Raw genomic sequence first — 19,908 nt, forward strand, 5'->3', positions numbered from 1 at the left:
CTCAACTTGCTAGTGTTGCGGAAAACCGTACCTTAAAATTAGGTACGGTTTTTGTTTAATATACTATTATAGATATACCATTCTTAAGTTTAATCTATCTCTGAAAATAATTAATACTTATTGGCATCGTCTATAAAATTACTAAATTCAAAATTCACAATTTCTGAGATTTCTCAGGGATAACTGAGAAATCTAGAATCGATTAGCCGTAGCGGCGAACAGTGTTCGCCATATATTATTAAATAAATATTAAACTATAAGACGTATTAAAAAGAACTAGCAAACGCTGTTGGTTCCTGCAATAAAATGCTAGTAATTGTATTGCTAGTTAAAAAAACATTAAAGAAATTATTTTGATAAAAATAATTTCCACCTTAAAACAGTTAATATTAGAAATATTAAAGAGCTATCGTTTGGATAATGTATCCATATGATATATATTTATCCAAGTAATATTATTTAGTACAGCAGGTTAATATAGTTTCTGGATTTTTTTAAGTAAACTTCACTAATTTTTTAGTAGAATTTTATTACTTGTATAACTCTATTAACAATTATGATTTTATCTGTAATAATGCCATAAGCATGAGCTGTATGCTTTAGATTAGAAGAATATCTAGTTATAGATATAGATAATGCACCTAGTGAAATACAAGAATTAGATTGCGTACCAATAATCAAGATTAATTCTAATATAATAAAAGGCTTCGATGTAGATATTATAAATAGCCAGCTAAATATTGAAACAAATAGTTCAGACAATGTCTATTTAGATAATGCGACTACGACTAAGTTAAGCAAAGAAGTTATAGACGCTATAAATCCATATAATAGATAATTTTGCTAATCCATCGTCAATATATTCAATAGGATTGCATAATAGGGATACAATTAATAAGGCAAGAGAACAAGTTTCAAATTCATTAAAATGCAATATTGAAGAAATTTTTTTTACTTCTGGTGGAAGTGAATCTAATAATACAGCTATTAAAGGAGTAGCTATTGCAAATAAGCTTAAAGGAAATCATATAATAATATCAACAATTGAACATTCATCTGTTTTAAATACTTGTAGATATCTTGAAGAAAAAGGGTTTAATGTAACATACTTATCTGTAGATAGTAATGGAATGATTTCATTAGAACAATTAAAGAATAGTATAACATCTAAAACTATATTAATTTCAATTATGTTTGTTAATAATGAAATTGGTACAACTCAAGAGATTGATAAAATTAGCAAAATAGCAAAGGAACATAATATATATTTTCATACAGATGCAGTTCAGGCGATTGGGAAGATAGACATTAATTTAAACAAATTCAAATAGAAAAGATATAATATTTAATATATTTAGGTAATATTAGTTAATTTTATTATAAAATTGTATTGTTATGTATATTTATAATTTACAGGGAGGGAACGGTATTTATGGAATATATAAAAAATTTAATTTTTTATTTATGCATTGGCTATCTTATATTCTTAATAGGTTCAAATACTGGGGGAAACTTATGGTCAGAAAATAAAGCTATTTTAAAAAGAAAAAAAAATGTTATGGTTACTAAAAAAAATATCGTAGGAGATATAGCTTGGATAATCATATGTTTAGTAGCAGGTATTATCGCTATAATTTATTATCCACACGATAGACCTAAGTTAATTATTATAACAATTTTAGGCGTAATATCATTTATTATATCACTTGTAAAAGATATAAAAAAATATAAACAAATAAATGAAAATAAATAATATAAAAAAATTTTTAGAATAGGGTGCTAAAATCAAGTTAAATTTCTTTATATAGTATAAGAGTCAGTTAACTGTATTCAAAAAAATTATATAGGAGGAATTTAATATGCCAGGAGGACCAATAGTAGAAGGAACTGAGGACATTGTATCACAAGACGAAACAAAATATTTATGGGGAGTAGAACAAAAAACGGGATATGGAGTTGCATTAGATTTAATTGTAGCTGCAATAAGTGGAGGCGGACTTATTAAAGTAATTGAAAAACAAGTAGCTAAAGCCGTTGGAGCAGAAATAGCAGCATTTTTATTTGATCATGTTTTCGATCTTATTCCAACAACAAGAATCGTAAACATAGAACTCAACAGATATATAGTAAGAGGTGCTGATGGAAGGCTAAGATTTAAAGTTTATGCAACTTTTCGTAATCTAGATGGTTCTTTTTCAGAGTCAGTTTTATCACAAGAAGGATTAGCAACATATTAATAAAAATAGCCTGAACTTTGTACTGTAATCCCAAAGTTAGACTTTGTTTGGAGCTGTCGCACTAAATAATTAGTGCCAGCTCATTTTTGTATAAAAAAATAAACCTCGAACTCGAGATTTATGCTAAAAAGCAACTTTTAAAAAGAATACTTTTCTGTTCAAGATACGTTACTTTTCAAAACTCTCTTGTTTATTGCAGATATTATACTTAGAACCTAACTCTTATTTTTATGTTAAGGGTTAGACTTTTATGTTAAATTTTCTTAACAAATAGGTAAAATTTTGATTTTAGCTTGTTTTACTTAATATTTGAATTAGTTATATGGGAAATTAAAAATTATCTCTCTACTCCTCAATAAATCATAAAGAATAATTTAATTACAACGTACTTAGTGATTTGAATAGTTTTTCTATTAGGAATATATTTGATTGATATTAAATATATATCATAATTGTAGATTGTGGTAAGAGGGAAGTATTGCAAAGGCGTTATCCGATAATTATGATAAGGTCGTAGTTATAGATCGTAATGAAAAAATCCTGAAAATTTAGGTTTGATTTTAATGGATAAAGAAAAAAATATATAAATTAATTCATTTATCTTTTAAAGCTAATTTTGCATCATAAAACTTAAAACTATCAATATATAGAATAGTTGCCATTAATAAAAGCTTGCTATTTAATTAGTGTGTCTTTAGATAGATTACAAACCTTACTGGCCTTTGTTTTAATTGGGGGAATAAAAATAATATGTGGAAAAATTTTATCGCATTAATATTAATATTGACATTAGTATCATCTTTAATTTTTAGTAGAATATGTTATGGTGAAAGCTATGTAGAAATAAAAGATTTAATATTTAATGCACAGGATTTTGACAAAAAGATTGTAAAAATTAAGGGTGAAGCCATTGATGAAATTATAAAGGACGGAAAAGACTGTCAGATAAATATAAGTGATGGCAAAAATATTATTGAGATATACGGTAAGAGAAAAAAGGCTTTTATAATTGAAACTTTAGGACGCTATGACAAAGTAGGAGATAAGCTAGAAATAGCTGGTGAATTTAATAGAGCATGTGAGGAGCATAATGATGATATGGATATTCACTATAATTCTATAAATGTTGTAGAAAAAGGAAAGGATATGCAGCATGAAGTTAAAAAATATAAGATTTACTCATCTTTAACGCTATTTATATTAACGGCAGCTATCTCTTTTGTAACTTATAGAAAAATAAGATAGTATTTTAAATTAATGCTATAAGCTATTTTAAATGAATTTTTATAATTTAACAAAATATATCTTAAGAAGAATTATTGTAAACATTGAAAAATCTCTGAGAATCTATATGCTTGGGGATTTTTTATTTTAATGAAAAGCTTAATTTGATGTTTACTATTTTATTTTCAAATTTTATGTAGAATATATTTGTATAAAATCATATTTACTACATTACAAATATTATAATACTTATGTAAATTTTATAACATTTGTAAACTATTAAAGAATGCTTATAATATTAATTAACACTTAAGATTGTAAAAGAGATAAATTATGATATCTTTAGTGATTGTAATATAGATAGTAAATAATAACATAACTATGCGATATAAAAGAGTATAAGCAAAATTTAACTATTCGATTAGCTGAAAAGAAGAATTTAAAGAAGATAAAAAATTTAAAATAAGGTCGTAATCATAGAATTTTGTGAAGTGTATATAAAATGGAGGAGAATTTATAAAAGATTTATTTTTAGTTGAGCCTAATAAAAAATATCAAAAGAGTTTTGAAAATTATGCTCTAACATACATAAGAATAAATGCTTATCAGAAATGGAGCTAGTTTATGTTATAGATTGCCTTAAAAATTAATATAAATATAATAAATAGAATTTGGAGTTAAATTAGAAATTTTAAGGGGAGATATTTATGAAAAAGAAACTTTTATTATCAAGTATTATAATTATTATGGCTCTATTTATGTTTACTGGTTGTATTCCTGGAGATGGAGCAGCTACTATCACAAAACCAGCAGGGTTTTTCTCTGGAATTTGGCATGGATGGGTAGCACCAATTTCACTTATAATAGGTATTTTTAATAAGAGTATTAGAGTTTATGAAGTTGTAAATACTGGTTGGTGGTATGATTTTGGGTTTTATATAGCTATTATCAGTGGTTTCGGAGGATTATCCTTATGTAGGAAGAATAAAAAAGATAAATAAAAACTCATACATTTAATCTCTAATATTAATATACCTGTGAAAATAATTGCTTTTTTAGTAGTATAGTTAGAACTTTAAGCAATTGAAAATTGATAATGGATAATTGACAATTATGGTTGAAATTAATTCTTACAAATTAATTTCTTTAATAGATTTTTTAATGAAAGAGAATTATAACTCAATAGTGAACTATAAATTGAAAATTTAACAGTCTCAAATATGATGCCGAGAAATATAGATTATTTTCATATATATTACTTTATCATAATGGGATATAAATGAATTTATTGCTAAGATGAGAAGGGGGATTGGCATGAAGAAAAGATTATCAATAATATCGATAATTTTATTTGTATTTATTGCTTGTGGATATATGATATATAAGCCATACAATAGTAATAGTACTAATGATGTGCAGTTAACTGAAAAGGAAAAGCTAGAAGATTTTCAGTATATGTATACAATACTTGAAGAGAATTATCCATATTTCGAAGTAAATAAGAGATTAAATGGAATAGATTGGTTATCGAAAAAAGATGAACACATTGATAGAATAAAAGCTACTACTAATGATGACACGTATTTTAATGAGTTAAATAGTATATTATCTGAGCTTAAAAATGGACATACAAATACGTTAGATAAATGGTTTTATTCATATGCTAAAGACATTTATGAAAGGGATAAAAAATTTAACAAAGCATGGGTAAAACAATTGAATAATCCAAAGGCAATAAATAGATATTCAAATATGCCAGAATCCAAAGGTAGATTTGAAGGTTCAGAAAATAATATAATAGCAGACAATATTAAAACCCATACTTTTGAAAAGGAGAAGATAGGATATTTAGCTATACATTCTTTTAATACATTTAACATTGAAGAAGATATGAAAACAATTAAACCTTTTCTAGAGTCTATTAAGGATTATAAAGGATTAATAATTGATATAAGGGGCAATGGTGGAGGAGATACTAGATATTGGAATGATAATATAGTACCAATACTTATTAATAATCCAGTGCAATACACTAATTATAGTACATTTAGAGGGGGAGATTTTACAGAGGCATTTGTAAAGTCTAGATATGGAGTAGGATATAAAAAACTTCAACCAATTTCTGATATTACTGGAGGAAAGTTAAAAAATATCCCCCCTGAATTAAGCGAAGACTTTAAATATTATGATGAATCTATAATACCATTAAATCCTAAAAATTCTATAGGATTTAATGGTAAGATTTACTTGCTTATTGATAGCGGTGTTTTTTCTGCAGCTGAGGCATTTTCAGTTTTTGCTAAAAGCACGGGATTTGCTACTTTAGTAGGAGAGACAACAGGTGGAGATGGCATTGGAAGTGATCCAGCAGTATGTACTTTACCGAATAGTGGTTATGTGTTTCGTTTTACAAAAGAGATGGGACTTACCTCAGATGGCACATGTAATTTTGAACATAAGACAGTACCAGATATAAAAGTATCAGCAAAAATAAGGGCAAACTTTAATGAGGATGAAGCAATACAAACAGTATTAAAACTTTTAAAGTAAAAACTATATGACCTTTATATTTTGATAAAAAAATTATAATTATTTAGAAGAACATAGTAGTTATATAGTTCCTTAATGAAAAACTAACTTATATATGATTTTAATTTCCATAATAAAATTTTTATAATGAATTAAAAATTAAGGATGAATAATGAAGAATTGCGGTTAAAACTCCACTGTCAAACCTTTGGAGTTTTTTAAAATAAACTTCATTTTAGAAATTCACTAAAAGTGAATTTTAGCCTAAATTTTTCATTTTTAATTATTAATCCTTAATTTCTAAGGGGTTAATCTGTTTTTATAGAAAATTTATTTTCTAGGGTATATATTAAGTATTCGTATTGTATTCTTATAGCAACTATGTTTATTAATAAAAAATCAGCAAAATAACTATAGGGTGCTTATAGCACCCTATAGTTATTTTGTCGATTTTTCTTACGTTATAGTTTTTTTATAACTTATCATAAATTAATTTATAAGTTATATACTCTAATAGATTTTATGAACGTTATATATTATTTTATAAAGATTACTATATTCATATACCTGTTTTTAAAAGATTATTGACTTCTTCGTCAGAAAGATTTTTATGGTAGAATAGTTTGAAAAATTCTTTAGTATCTTCAGTTATATTTCCTTTATATAAATCTGGATATAGGCAGGATTGAAACCATTTTATTCCCAGCAGCCTATTAATTGATGGTGGCTTATCGAACCAACTAAAGGGCAATGATGGAATTATATATATTTTATTTTCTTTTACTGCAGAAAGTTGTTCCCATGAACCATCATTAAATACATTTGAATCTGCAACGATAACATCCGGTTCCCATGTTATAATCTGTTCCATAGATACAGTATTACGTGCACCATGTTTTACAGGAAAATCAGCTACATTTTTTCCACCAGCATATTTTATAACTTCAGAATGAAGAGAACCTTCAGGATCTGTTTCTAATCCTTTAGGACCTTCTGCATAATAAACTTTTACTTTTTCATCATCTTTAATATTTTTTACAATTTCTTCAGACTCTTTAAGTACTTTTTCACAGTATAGCGCTAGTTTTTCAGCTTCATCTTTTTTATCTAATAAATTTCCAACAAATCTGTAGGCTTCAGGTAATTTATCCATTTTTCCGTCTACAAGAATAAATGGAATATTAGATTGTTTTTGAAATTTTTCTACTCCAGATATAGTTAAGTCGTTTATATCACCCATAGATATTACTATGTCAGGTTTTAGATTAGCTATTTCTTCTATATTGCCAGATTTTTTACCTTGTAGGCTACCTGCTATAGGAAGCTTACCAGTCTCTGGCATAAGGTATTCTAAAGATTTTTCTGAAAGTTTATTATTCCATGCCGCTAGTCTTTCAGGACATAATGAATAAATAAATACAGAACCTAAGGGGCTTGTACAATATATTTTTTCTATTTTAGATGGTATTTCTACTTCTCTTCCTGCTTGATCTGTTATAGTTTTATGGCTATTTAAAGTAGGAGTAGATTTTGAGCTACAGCCATAAAAAGAAAATATTACAATTAAAGATAGTAATAGGCCTGTAAGCTTTTTAAACATGTTATTATTGCTCCTTTCTTTATTCTTATTTGAAGTCAAAGGGTATGCATATATTTTTTTTAAAGTTATCATTTATGGTAGCTTCTACCATTTTTATATTTACTCCATAAATTTCTTTTATAACTTTAGTAGTGATTTCATCAGATGGATCACCAAAGGAAAATCCTCCTTCTTTTTTCATAATAGCAACTTTACTTCCGTACAAAAGAGCATGGTTAGGATTGTGGCATGACATAAGTATAGTTTGATTGTTATTTATACATAATGATTTTATCAATGCTAAAACTTTTATCTGATTTCCATAGTCAAGATTTGATGTTGGTTCATCCATTATTATTATGGAAGCCTCTTGAGCAAGAGCTCTTGCTATCAACACCAATTGTCTTTCACCACCGCTTAGTTCTGTATAAATTTTATTTTTTAAATGAGCTATTTCTAAAATATCTAAAGATTTCTCTGCAATTTCTATATCTATTTTGCTTGGAGATGAAAAGTCTTTTATGTAAACAGCACGTCCCATTAATACTACATCCATTACTGAAAAAGGAAAAGGTGGTGTATGTGCTTGAGGGACATAAGATATACGTTTATATAATTCTTTAGTAGAAAAAGTATTTATATTTTTATTATCTATTAATATTTCTCCAGATTTTAATTTTAAAAGCATTAGCATGGTTTTAAAAAGAGTAGTTTTTCCTACTCCATTAGGACCAAGTATACATAACAATTCACCAGATTTTAAATTAAAAGATAAATCGTTGAAAAGTATGTTATTACTATATCCAAAGGAAACTTTTCTTACTTGTAGCCTCATAACCAACCCTTCTTTGCATTTATTAGTAAGTAAGCGAAAAATGGTATTCCAATTAAAGATGTTAATATACCAAGAGGTACCTCTACAGCAAACATACACCTAGCTAAATCATCTACTAATAGCATATATAAACTACCTATAAAAAAAGAAGCCGGTAGTAAAGATTTATAATTGGGTCCATACATAGATCTAGTTAAATGAGGAATAACCAATCCAACCCATCCAATAACTCCACAATATGAAACTATTGAAGCACTAAGTAAAGTAGAGCATATTATTACAATAATTCTTATTCTATTTGTATTTACTCCTAGAGTTTTTGCTTCATCTTCTGGAAAAGATAATATGTTAATTTTCCATCTTATTAAAAGCAGAGGAACTAATCCTAGAATTATAGGTATTATCATAACTTGTAAATCTTTTAGTGTTATAGAAGATAGCCCACCCATAAGCCAAAAGGTTATAGCAGGAAGTTTATCATAGGGATCGCATATATATTTCACAAGAGACACTGCAGATGTAAACAATCCTTGAATCAACATTCCAGATAAAACTAAAACTAAACTTGGATCATGATGGGGGATTCTTCTACTTATTCTCCAAGAGAGCATAACTGCTATTAAACCAAATATAAATGCTAGAATTTGTATAAAGTGAATATTAAAAGAAAATAGTATACCTATGGCGACGCCAAAACTAGCACCAGCAGATGCTCCTAAAATATCAGGAGATACTAAAGGATTTTTAAACATACCTTGATAAGAGGCACCAGCAGTAGACAAAGCTCCACCAACTAATAAGGCAGCTATAATTCTAGGTAAACGCAAGTTGAAGAATATAGCAATAGCTTTATCATTTAGTGAATATAAATCATATAAGGATATAGAATATCTTCCTATGCAAATTGATAATAAAATTAAAATAGCACCTATAGGCAATAGTAAATACTTTTTTACTTTTTTCATAAACTCATCTCATCTCTAGAATTTTTTATAGAAACATTCCAATTTTTTAATATATCTAATATATGACTTGCAATGTAATTTCTATTATCTAAAGTAACTTTTACTATAGAGATATCTTTTCTATTACGTAATTCATTTAAAAAAGGTGAATCAAATTCTTTTAATACTCCTAATACTATTTTATTGCTATCCAAAACTTTTATTATGGAAGATTTAAAATTTTCTGCATTTTCTTCAAGAAAGCCCACTTCATCCAATACTATTAAGTCACTATTTTCTAAGCTAGTATTTAAAATTTCAACTCCTTTAGTTTCAAAAGTATATAAATTAGGAATTGGCTTTTTCGACTTTGCGCATTTACCAATTATGTTATTTCTTTTTTTATCTTTAAAAGATATCATATCAAAATAAATATTACCTTCATTATCTAGACAGCGCTCTACTTGAAAGCCACCTATTGAAATATTCAATTCATATAATACCTTTTTTATTACGGTACTCTTACCAGTGCCACTGGGAGCTGTAAGAAATAAATTATGCATAGTAAGACTCCTTTTATTTTAGAACTTAAAAGATTATATTATTTAAATCTTTAACATGATTTAAAGTATCTTTATTTTTAATTAATAAAACCTTTAGCTTCTCCACCACATTGCATACCTAATTCTCCACTTTCATTTAGTTTATATTCAAAAGTGCTATTTTCATTCTTTTTAATACACTCTAAAGCTTTATTTATGATTTCATGTTCAACTCTACTGCCACCTACAGTACCGTGAGTTTTACCATTATTGATCCCCTTTTACCAAGGGTGGATCAATAAATATGAGTTATAGTAGCTAAAGCTACGGTATCTCCTTTGTCAACGGTTTCATAAATTTTCTTAGGATGTTTTGTTCCACACATTAACCCTACTTTCTGTATTTTTATTCATAAAATATAGAATAGCTTCTAATACACCACCAGCAATATTTCGTGCTTTATCAGAAATAGTATAACAATTTCTGATTTCATGACATCTAGGATCTACATCGGCTATTTTTAGCCCTTTTTCAATTTTGCTGCCATTTCTTATGATTCCTCTTAATAATCCACTTATTTCTGTTTTAATTTCTATACTATCTACATAAGCTAAAATTTCACCTGAGGAGACAAAATCGCCGATTTCTTTTACATTTTGAATAATTCCACTAGCTGGGCTGTATATAACTCTCTCTTTAGAATATCCTCCAATTTCCCCAGGGACTCCTGTATTTTTCATGGCTTCTCCTTTTAATATAACTCTTCCTAAATTATGACCTCTCATGGTTTCTATAACAGCATGCACATCTTTACCAGCCTCAAAACCAGGTCCGAGAGCTATAGTTATTTCTGCCATATTCATTTTTGTACCTAAGTTCTTCTTTGCTATTATACCGTCTATTAAAATTCTAGGTTTTAACATTTCTATAAATTTACCATGAGGATCTACTGCGATAGGAATTTTATTATTTTGCCAGCATTTTAATATTTCATTAAAACTGCTTACTCTTATAGCAGTAATGTTTTCAATAGTAATTTTACCAGTATATATGGCTTCACTATAACATACATTTCTTCTTATAGAAGTGGGATAATAAGATTCTAAAACTAATATTTTAAAACCGCTTCTATGGAGCTTATGTATAGTTCCAGAAGCTAAATCTCCACCACCCCTAACAATTATAACATTTTTATACATATTTACCCCATCCTCATTGTAAATTTTTGGTTAATATATATTCGTAATCTTTTACCGTATCAACATCTAATAAAGAATAATCACTTTTTAAATCTATAAACAAAACTTCACTAAGATGATTATTTATAATAGCCTTACCCCCTACATCTCCCTGTAAATTAAGTAATTGATCTTTGAATTTTGTTGAGAATATAGTAGGGGAACCAGCCTTAGTTTTGTATCTAGGTACTATTATAGAATTTTTATTTTTCATAAAAGTATCTAATAATAAATTTATAGTATAGGAATCTATTAATGGTTGATCAGCAGTAAAAAACATATATCCATCTGATGCACACGTATTTAAAATACCTAGTTTTATAGACTGGCTTTGTCCTTTATAGGATTTTGTATTTAAAACAGTTAAAATATTTTTATTTTTACCTATATCTAATATTTGTTTTTCTTTACCAACTAAAATTATTTCATTAAAATTGCATTCTTTTATTGCATCTATAACATGCTCAATTATGGGTTTTCCTTTGAATGGTAATAACAATTTATTTTCACCCATTCTAGTGGAATAGCCCGATGCCATTATTACAGCATTTACCATGGCAAACCTCCAATTTAAAGAGATATTAAACTGTATCTTTTTTCTTTTAAGCTTCCTATAATTATTTTATCTATAAATAAGTTAGAGTTTGAATGCAAATGTTTTATTAGTTCATTTGCTAATAAAGTAGTATGTTGATTTTCTACTTTATTTATAAATAATATCTTTTCTCCTACAGAATCTTTAAAAAGTCCTATAGGATGAGTTATTAGTGAACTTATCATTGGAATGGATATTTTTTCACCTAAACTTCCATTACTTATATTTATAAAATGGTCCACTCTATGAACATTAATATCATTTATTATTTTACCTATACATGTTATACCTAATATTCCTATGGTTTTACTAGTATTTTTACATATAACAGGCTCATTTTCTCGCCATCCTTTAATAGGTTTTCTTTTGGAACCATCTGCTTCTATTATAGAGTAGTCAAAATATTTAAATTTGTTATCCAAAAATTCTTTATTTAAACCAACTAGTTTATCATCTTCATTCATAAAACTCCCATATACATATACACCATTTTCCTCATAATCATCATATATAGAGCAATTTTCTTCTCCAATACATATAAAATCATAAGATGTTTTATCAGGAGGATATATCTTTGTGGTAGTTGTTACTAAAACCTTATTACAAGGCCTTAGCTCTTCTGATAAATTTAACATTAGAGAAGTTTTTCCACCAGCTCCAACTATCGATAAAACAGATCCTTTTTTAAAATTTAATATATTTGAAATAAGCATATTTACCTCTTTAAATATAATTTATTTTTTAAATATTAAAGCAATAAATATGCCAAAAAATTTTATGATTTGTTTATCTACAAATTAGTAAAAATTCGACAAGATTTTATAGGATAAATATTGAAAAATCAATATTTGAACAATATAAGAGCTCTGAAAAATATGTCTAAAATAGGAAATGCCACATATTTTAAATATTACATCTATATAATAATAAAAATTATATCTAGACATAATTTGAAAAGCATTGAAATCTCTAGACTTTTTCATTTAACTTGCATTAGACTAAAACAGATAATTGTTGGATGTAAAAAAGTTACATTTATTTGCATCAGGAGAAAAATTATTAAAATGATAATTATTATAATATTGATAAATCGCGTATATTCTAAATTTTCAATGAATTATTAGAAAAATTATCTTATTGATAAGGATTTGAAGTAAATTTTATTTCAATTTTCATATAATTATGATAAAATGGCTTTGTGGGAGTTATTGTAATTTATTGTAGAAAAAATAAATTAATGTTTAAGGAATGATATAAATATGAAGGGTTCTACATTACTAGAAATTCAAGACACAGTGGCTAAATATGCAAATATAATTTCAAATGTAATTAAAGTAGATGTTGAAATTGTAGATAAAAATTTGTGTAGAGTAGCGGGCACTGGTATTTATAAGAATGAAGTAAACAAAGATATATCAAAGGAAGGATATGTATATGATCATGTTATAAAAACTGGGGAAAAACAAATAATAAAAAATCCTGGACAGCATTCTTTCTGTAAAAAGTGTAATCATATAAATAATTGTGTAGAAAAAATGCTTGTTTGTACTCCTATAATTTTGAATAAAGATATTATTGGAGTAATAGGGCTTGTATGTTCAGAGGAGAGTCAAAGAACTCACTTTATAGAAAATTTTGACTCATTTATTCAGGTTTTAGATCAAATATCAGATTTTATAAGCACTAAATCATATGAACACCTTGAGTTTGAGAGAAGTAATATGATGGTAGAATTATTAAATCAAATAATAGACAGTGTAGATAAAGGTGTTTTAGTTACTAAAAACAATGAAATAGTTCATATGAACGTAAGTGCTACGAAACAACTTAAGCTGACTGCTAACAATATAAATAAAAAAATAACAATTTCTTCCACTAGTGAATATATACTTGGAGGCGAAGTATATACTATAATCATAAACGATGAAAGATTTCAACTTATGGGTAGAATTATACCTGTTTTTCCGGTGCTATCTTCCTATGATAGAATATTTGTATTTGAAGAAATAAAACATTTAAAATCTAAAATACATAAAGTTAGTGGGGGAAGAGAAGTTATAAAAGTTGAAGATATTATTGGAAAGTCAAAAGCTATGCTTGAGCTTAAAAATAGAATTAAACAAATTGCTTCTTCAAGATCTACCGTTCTCATAACTGGAGAAAGTGGTACTGGAAAAGAAGTAATTGCAAGAGCTATACATTGTGAAAGTGATAAAAATACTAACCCTTTTATAGCTATAAACTGTGGAGCTATACCAGATGCTCTATTAGAAAGTGAATTATTTGGATATGTAAGAGGAGCTTTTAGTGGGGCTGATCCAAACGGAAGAGTAGGTAAATTTGAATTAGCAAATAAAGGAATAATATTTCTAGATGAGATAGGGGATATGCCTTTAGATCTTCAGGTTAAAATATTAAGAGTACTTCAAGAAAGAAAGCTAGTAAGAATAGGTTCTAATCAACTTATAGATTTAGATATAAGAGTTATAGCAGCCACTAACAAAGATTTAAAAAAACTTATAAAAGAAAATAAATTTAGAGAAGATTTGTATTATAGACTTAATGTTATACCATTAAAAATACCGCCTTTAAGGGAGAGAAAAGAAGATATAGAACTTCTTATGGACATGTTAGTAGAAAAATATAATGAATTACTTGGTAAGTCTGTCTATAAAATTGATAAAGAATGTCTAAATATTTTAACGAATTATCCATGGTATGGAAATGTAAGGGAACTAGAAAATGCTGTAGAATTCATGATAAATATGGCAGATGATAGTGGGATAGTGACTGTTGATATGCTTCCGCCAAACATAGTAGAGAATAAGAATTTTAACTCTTATGGAAATTATATAGATGGAGATATAAGGCCTTTAAAAGATATAGAAAAAGAATGCATTCTAAAAGCTTTAGATATATATGGTCATGATACCAAAGGCAAACAATTAGCAGCGAAGCATTTAGGAATAGGTATAGCTACTCTATATAGAAAATTAGAAGGGATAAAAGAGTTATCAAAATAATAATTTTTTTATATCTATTATCTTATAAATCAATAAAAATACATGCTTTATCGTAATGATAACTAATTATTGTTTTGATAATAAAATTATATACTTTAAAATTATATGAAGATACAAAGCTATTAATAAGCTTTGTATTTTTTTTAATAAAGTATTCATAATTTAGACAAAATCCATTATTTAAAGGAAAGTTAAATATATAAATAAAATTTAATAGACAAAAATTGGCATGGCTATTGCTTATAGTTATTTTCGGAAAGTAAAAATTTTTCAAAAGCAAAGAAGAAAAGAGGTAATAGTAATGTGTAAAAAAATAAAATGGAAAGAAAATACTATGATGCAGAAGGAAAATAAAGCATCTGTTGAATTTTTAGGAGAGGAAGAAATAAAAAAAGCTAGACATTTTCATGAAAGTTTTCCTCAATATACTAAGACGCCTTTAGTAAATTTAGATAATTTAGCAAAGCATATAGGTGTAGGTGGAGTATATGTAAAAGATGAATCTTACCGTTTTGGATTAAATGCTTTTAAAGTATTAGGTGGATCTTTTTCTATGGGTAAATACTTAGCAAAAAAATTAGGAAAAGACATTTCAGAATTGAGCTATGAAAAACTTACATCAGAGGAAATAAAAAAGGAACTTGGGGATATAACATTTATTACAGCTACAGATGGAAATCACGGTCGTGGAGTAGCATGGACTGCAGCACAGTTAAAACAAAAGTCAATAGTGTATATGCCAAAAGGATCTTCATTAACAAGGCTTGAAAATATAAGAAAAGAAGGAGCAGAGGCTTCTATAACTGACATGAATTATGATGATGCAGTAAGACTTGCAGCTTCTGGGGCAGAAAAAAATGGATGGGTCGTGGTTCAAGATACTGCTTGGGAAGGATATGAAGAGATTCCTACTTGGATAATGCAAGGATATGGAACTATGGCATCAGAAGCACTAGAACAATTAAAAGAGCTAAATGTAGATAGACCTACACATATATTTGTACAGGCTGGAGTTGGTTCTTTAGCAGGAGCTGTTCAAGGATATTTTGCTTCAGTATTTAAAGATGAATGTCCAATAACTGTAGTAGTAGAAGCTGATGAGGCAGCTTGCTTATATGAATCAGCAGTAGCTGGAGATGGAAAAGCAAGAGCAGTAACTGGAGATATGCCTACTATAATGGCAGGACTTGCTTGTGGGGAAGCAAATACTATAGGATGGGAAGTACTAAAATCTTACAGTTCAACTTTTGTATCTTGTCCGAATTGGGTTGCAGCTAATGGTATGAGAATATTAGGAAATCCTGTAAAGGAAGATAGAAGAGTAATATCTGGAGAATCAGGAGCAGTAACAACTGGACTCATAAGTGCAATAATGACAAGAGATGACATGAAAGAATTAAGGGAACAATTAAAACTAGATGAAAACTCTAGAATACTATTATTTAGTACAGAAGGAGACACAGATCCAGATAAATATAGACAAATTGTTTGGAATGGAGAATATTCAAAATAAAAAATTCATGGGGGTATAAAAATGGATAATAAAGTGAAAAAAGCAATAGCTCCTGTTGATGAATTGCTTCCACCACAGCAGTTATTTATTTTAGGTTTACAACATGTTTTGGCAATGTGTGCAGGTGCAGTTGCTGTTCCTTTAATAATAGGAAGTGCGTTGAAATTATCTAGTGAACAAGTAATATTTCTTATAAATGCAGATTTGTTTGTGGCAGGTATAGCAACTTTAATACAATCTTTAGGTATAAAGAATTTTATTGGGGCAAAGGTTCCTGTTATTGAAGGAGCAAGTTTTGCATCTGTATCGGCAATGATAGCTATTGCAAATACTTATCCAGGAGATCCTATAACAGGCATTACAACTATTTTTGGAGCTACATTTGTAGCTGGATTATTTTGCTTTATTATGGCACCTTTCTTTGGAAAACTTATAAGGTTTTTCCCTAAAGTAGTAACAGGTACTGTAATAACTATAATAGGAATATCGCTGCTTCCAGTAGCAGTTAAATGGTGTGCAGGCAATGATATAAACTCTCCAACATTCGCTAGTCCTAAAAATATTTTATTAGCTTTATTTGTTCTAATTTTAATCTTGACTATGTATAAATTCTTTAAAGGGATTTTAGGTAATATATCTATATTATTAGGTATAGTTATAGGAACTATCGTTGCTTCAATGTTAAACATGACAGACTTTAGCAGAGTTAGTAGTTCTGGATGGATTAATATAGATCTACCTTTTTATTTTGGATCACTTAAATTTAATTTAACGGCTATAATTTCAATGGTATTAGTTATGTTAGTTACGATGACAGAATCTACAGGAAATATGATAGCTATACATGAAATGGTTGGTAAAGAGATTGATGATAAAAACTTAACTAGAGGGCTTAGAACAGATGGATTTGCCACAATGCTTGCAGGTATATTTAATACCTTCCCACACACTGCTTTTGGACAAAATGTAGGTCTTGTAAATTTAACAGGGGTTAAAAGCCGTTTTGTGGTAGCTGCTTCAGGAATAATTTTGATATTATTGGGATTATTCCCAAAAGCAGGAGCAGTAGTAGCTTCTATACCATATCCTGTCCTTGGAGGAGCTGGAATAGCTATGTTTGGCATGGTGGCTTCAGGTGGAATCTCAAGCCTTGGTAAGGTTGAATTTAATGGAACTAAAAATGGAATGATAGTAGCAGTAAGCCTTGGACTTGCTATGATTCCTTTAGCAGTACCAACTTTTTATGCTAAATTTCCACAATGGGTAGACACTCTTTTCCATAGTGGTATAACAACTGGTAGTTTATCTGCTATACTTCTAAATTTATTCTTTAATGAGCTTGGAAAAAATAAAAATTTACCAATAGAAGATAATAAAGAAGTAGTTAATAAAGATAGTTGTGAAGCATAACAGATTAAAAAAGAAATGAAAATAACACTTTAAAATTATGTTTTATATATAGACATAAAAGGAGATGTAATTTTACAATGGCCACTTTAATAAGAAATGGAATTATTGTTACTTCAGGAGATATTTTTAAAGGAGATATTTATATAGAAAATGGTATCATAACTAAAATAGGCATGAATCTTATTGAAGAAACTGATGAAATAGTTGATGCTAATGGGAAATATGTAATTCCTGGAGGTGTAGATGTTCACACTCACTTAAATTTAGATGTAGGAATAGCTGTGGCCACAGATGACTTTTATACTGGGACTGTAGCAGCTGCGTGCGGTGGCACTACAACTATAGTTGATCACTTAGCATTTGGACCAAAGGGATGCAGCTTACATCATCAAGTAAATTTATACCACAACTATGCTAAAGGTAATGCGGTTATAGATTATGGATTTCATGGAGTTATACAGCATGTAAACGATGCTATATTAGAAGAGCTTCAGGAATTATATAATGAAGGAATCACAAGTAATAAAGTTTATTTAACCTATGACTATAGATTAAGCGATTTAGAAGTATTTAAAGTGCTTAAAAAATCTAAAGAAATTGGCATAATCACAGCTGTACATCCAGAGAATAATGACGTTGTTAATTATCTTAGGGAATATTATTCAAGCAATGATCTTACGGCACCGATATACCACTCAAAGAGCAGACCGGTATGTTGTGAAGGAGAAGCTATAAATAAAATGCTCAATATTGCTAAAATGGCAGGGGATTCTCCTTTGTACATAGTGCATCTTTCCTGTAAGCTAGGATTAGATTATATAAGAATGGCTATGGATAATGGACAAAAGAATATTTTTACAGAAACATGTCCTCAATATCTTTTTTTAGATGAAACTAAATACAATGGTGAAAATAATGAAGGATTAAAATATATTGCTAGTCCTCCTTTAAGAGAAAAGTCTAATCAAGGTGCATTGTGGAAGGGAATTCAAGATGGCTATATACAAGTTATTGCAACAGATCACTGTCCATTTAATTTCAACATAGAAAAACAACTAGGAAAAGATGACTTTACTAAATGTCCAGGTGGAGTACCGGGAATAGAAACTAGAATTCCGCTGATTTTTTCTGAGGGAGTTATGAAGAAAAGAATATCAATAAATAAATTTGTAGATTTAGTAAGTACAAAACCTGCAAAAATATTTGGATTATACCCCAAAAAAGGGACTATTGCAATTGGCTCCGATGGAGATATTGTTATAATTGACCCTAATAAAAAAGTTAAAATTACAAAATCAATGTTACATGAAAATGTCGATTATACTCCTTATGAAGGATTTGAACTTCAAGGGTATCCAATAATAACAATTTCAAGAGGAAAAGTTATAGTAAAAGATAATGACTTTATTGGAGAAAAAGGATATGGACAATTTTTAAAAAGAGAAAAAACAGACTTTCCCAATATTTAAATAAATAGCGATTTTTCTAATTATAAAGAACCTTTTGTAAAATAAAAGGTTCTTGTTTCTAAAATTATCAAAATGATAAGATATATAGGTTATTAAATTGAGTATTAGAATGAATATTTATAACATTTTATAAATTTATTATTAAAACGATAAATTTATCATTTTAATAATAAATTTATGGCTATAATTTTTAAAGATTAACGATTTATAGGCTTTAAAGTATTTGCCATGATTACACTAAATGCCATTAAGATGATTGCTAAAGCAGGCTTTTCTAAAAGAAACACAACTATAATCGGCATTACATTTTCTTTTGGTATTGGTCTTACTACCATGAAGCTTGCTATTGATGCATTTCCGCCATTTTTGTATGGAGTACAACCTCTTATAAGTTCACCGGCTGCTGTATGCTGTATCGTTTTAATTATAGCAAGTATTCTTTTTCCAATGGATAAATAAGATAAAGAATTAGTGAAATCAGTAATGCAGAATGATCAATCTCCAATTAGTAGCTAATTAATATATGAATGGATATTCTTAAATGTATAGGAATTTAGAAATACATAGGAAAAGCTTAGCCTTATGCATCTGGAATCAGAAAGAAATATCTATGAAAAGGCTGCAGAAGTTCTTGTGAAAAAGCAGAAATAATAAAGGATAGTAATTGTATAACATAATTAGGGATATTTCATTATACTATATATGTAAAAAATGGAATATTATTTTTACACTTATTTACAATAGTGATAAAATAATAATTGAATATAGAA

19 protein-coding genes are annotated in these 19,908 nt (G+C 28.0%); 10 read left to right on the forward strand and 9 right to left on the reverse strand.

The genetic code is table 11. From position 1 onward, the window contains the following. Positions 1-830 precede the first annotated feature (830 nt). From ACWPW7_RS07585 to ACWPW7_RS07610, 6 genes are all read left to right on the forward strand, one after another. Entirely contained in the window at positions 831-1,331 is a 501-nt protein-coding gene (locus tag ACWPW7_RS07585; protein ID WP_454055481.1) for a cysteine desulfurase family protein, read from the forward strand. Positions 1,332-1,432: 101 nt separating this feature from the next. Further along, positions 1,433-1,753, forward strand: a complete 321-nt coding sequence (locus ACWPW7_RS07590; protein ID WP_454053015.1) for a hypothetical protein — start codon at positions 1,433-1,435, stop codon at positions 1,751-1,753. 106 nt (positions 1,754-1,859) lie between these two features. Then, a complete protein-coding gene (locus ACWPW7_RS07595) occupies positions 1,860-2,237 on the forward strand; it encodes a hypothetical protein (RefSeq protein WP_454053016.1) in 378 nt (125 codons plus the stop codon). Positions 2,238-2,987: 750 nt separating this feature from the next. Further along, on the forward strand, positions 2,988-3,482 hold the full coding sequence (locus ACWPW7_RS07600) for a hypothetical protein (protein WP_454053017.1): 495 nt from the start codon (positions 2,988-2,990) through the stop codon (positions 3,480-3,482). A 686-nt stretch (positions 3,483-4,168) separates the two neighbouring features. Then, positions 4,169-4,462, forward strand: coding sequence for a hypothetical protein (locus ACWPW7_RS07605; RefSeq protein WP_454053018.1), 294 nt, complete (start codon positions 4,169-4,171; stop codon positions 4,460-4,462). Positions 4,463-4,775: 313 nt separating this feature from the next. Continuing rightward, entirely contained in the window at positions 4,776-6,011 is a 1,236-nt protein-coding gene (locus ACWPW7_RS07610) for a S41 family peptidase (protein ID WP_454053019.1), read from the forward strand. Between the two features lie 538 nt (positions 6,012-6,549). Here ACWPW7_RS07610 and ACWPW7_RS07615 read toward each other — a convergent pair. The 8 genes from ACWPW7_RS07615 to yqeC form a co-directional block, all read right to left on the reverse strand. Continuing rightward, positions 6,550-7,590 carry an ABC transporter substrate-binding protein gene (locus ACWPW7_RS07615; protein ID WP_454053020.1) on the reverse strand — a complete coding sequence of 347 codons (1,041 nt, stop codon included), beginning with the start codon at positions 7,588-7,590 and terminating at the stop codon, positions 6,550-6,552. 25 nt (positions 7,591-7,615) lie between these two features. Beyond that, positions 7,616-8,404: an ABC transporter ATP-binding protein gene (locus ACWPW7_RS07620; protein WP_454053021.1), complete on the reverse strand. Its 789-nt coding sequence runs from the start codon at positions 8,402-8,404 to the stop codon at positions 7,616-7,618. Then, complete coding sequence (locus ACWPW7_RS07625; protein ID WP_454053022.1) at positions 8,401-9,369, reverse strand: FecCD family ABC transporter permease; 969 nt, start codon at positions 9,367-9,369, stop codon at positions 8,401-8,403. The genes ACWPW7_RS07620 and ACWPW7_RS07625 overlap by 4 nt, the downstream gene beginning before the upstream one ends. Beyond that, entirely contained in the window at positions 9,366-9,911 is a 546-nt protein-coding gene (locus ACWPW7_RS07630; RefSeq protein ID WP_454053023.1) for a nucleoside-triphosphatase, read from the reverse strand. Before ACWPW7_RS07630 ends, ACWPW7_RS07625 begins: the two co-directional genes overlap by 4 nt. Positions 9,912-9,988: 77 nt before the next feature. Beyond that, the gene (locus ACWPW7_RS07635; protein ID WP_454055482.1) at positions 9,989-10,165 is read right to left on the reverse strand and encodes an XdhC family protein; all 177 of its coding nucleotides are present in this window, start codon (positions 10,163-10,165) and stop codon (positions 9,989-9,991) included. Between the two features lie 87 nt (positions 10,166-10,252). Further along, entirely contained in the window at positions 10,253-11,089 is an 837-nt protein-coding gene (gene yqeB, locus ACWPW7_RS07640; protein WP_454053024.1) for a selenium-dependent molybdenum cofactor biosynthesis protein YqeB, read from the reverse strand. Between the two features lie 13 nt (positions 11,090-11,102). Beyond that, positions 11,103-11,684, reverse strand: a complete 582-nt coding sequence (gene mocA / locus ACWPW7_RS07645) for a molybdenum cofactor cytidylyltransferase (protein ID WP_454053025.1) — start codon at positions 11,682-11,684, stop codon at positions 11,103-11,105. Positions 11,685-11,698: 14 nt separating this feature from the next. Then, complete coding sequence (gene yqeC / locus ACWPW7_RS07650; protein WP_454053026.1) at positions 11,699-12,436, reverse strand: selenium cofactor biosynthesis protein YqeC; 738 nt, start codon at positions 12,434-12,436, stop codon at positions 11,699-11,701. A gap of 546 nt (positions 12,437-12,982) precedes the next feature. Here yqeC and ACWPW7_RS07655 point away from each other — a divergent pair. From ACWPW7_RS07655 to hydA, 4 genes are all read left to right on the forward strand, one after another. Next, complete coding sequence (locus ACWPW7_RS07655; protein WP_454053027.1) at positions 12,983-14,746, forward strand: sigma-54 interaction domain-containing protein; 1,764 nt, start codon at positions 12,983-12,985, stop codon at positions 14,744-14,746. Positions 14,747-15,047: 301 nt separating this feature from the next. Beyond that, entirely contained in the window at positions 15,048-16,259 is a 1,212-nt protein-coding gene (dpaL, locus tag ACWPW7_RS07660) for a diaminopropionate ammonia-lyase (RefSeq protein ID WP_454053028.1), read from the forward strand. A gap of 21 nt (positions 16,260-16,280) precedes the next feature. Beyond that, on the forward strand, positions 16,281-17,669 hold the full coding sequence (locus ACWPW7_RS07665; RefSeq protein ID WP_454053029.1) for a nucleobase:cation symporter-2 family protein: 1,389 nt from the start codon (positions 16,281-16,283) through the stop codon (positions 17,667-17,669). A 77-nt stretch (positions 17,670-17,746) separates the two neighbouring features. Next, complete coding sequence (gene hydA / locus ACWPW7_RS07670; protein ID WP_454053030.1) at positions 17,747-19,138, forward strand: dihydropyrimidinase; 1,392 nt, start codon at positions 17,747-17,749, stop codon at positions 19,136-19,138. Positions 19,139-19,335: 197 nt separating this feature from the next. Here hydA and ACWPW7_RS07675 read toward each other — a convergent pair whose 3' ends face one another. After that, positions 19,336-19,473, reverse strand: coding sequence for a hypothetical protein (locus tag ACWPW7_RS07675; RefSeq protein WP_454053031.1), 138 nt, complete (start codon positions 19,471-19,473; stop codon positions 19,336-19,338). Positions 19,474-19,908: the final 435 nt, after the last annotated feature.

This window comes from Clostridium sp. Marseille-Q7071 (assembly GCF_965112025.1).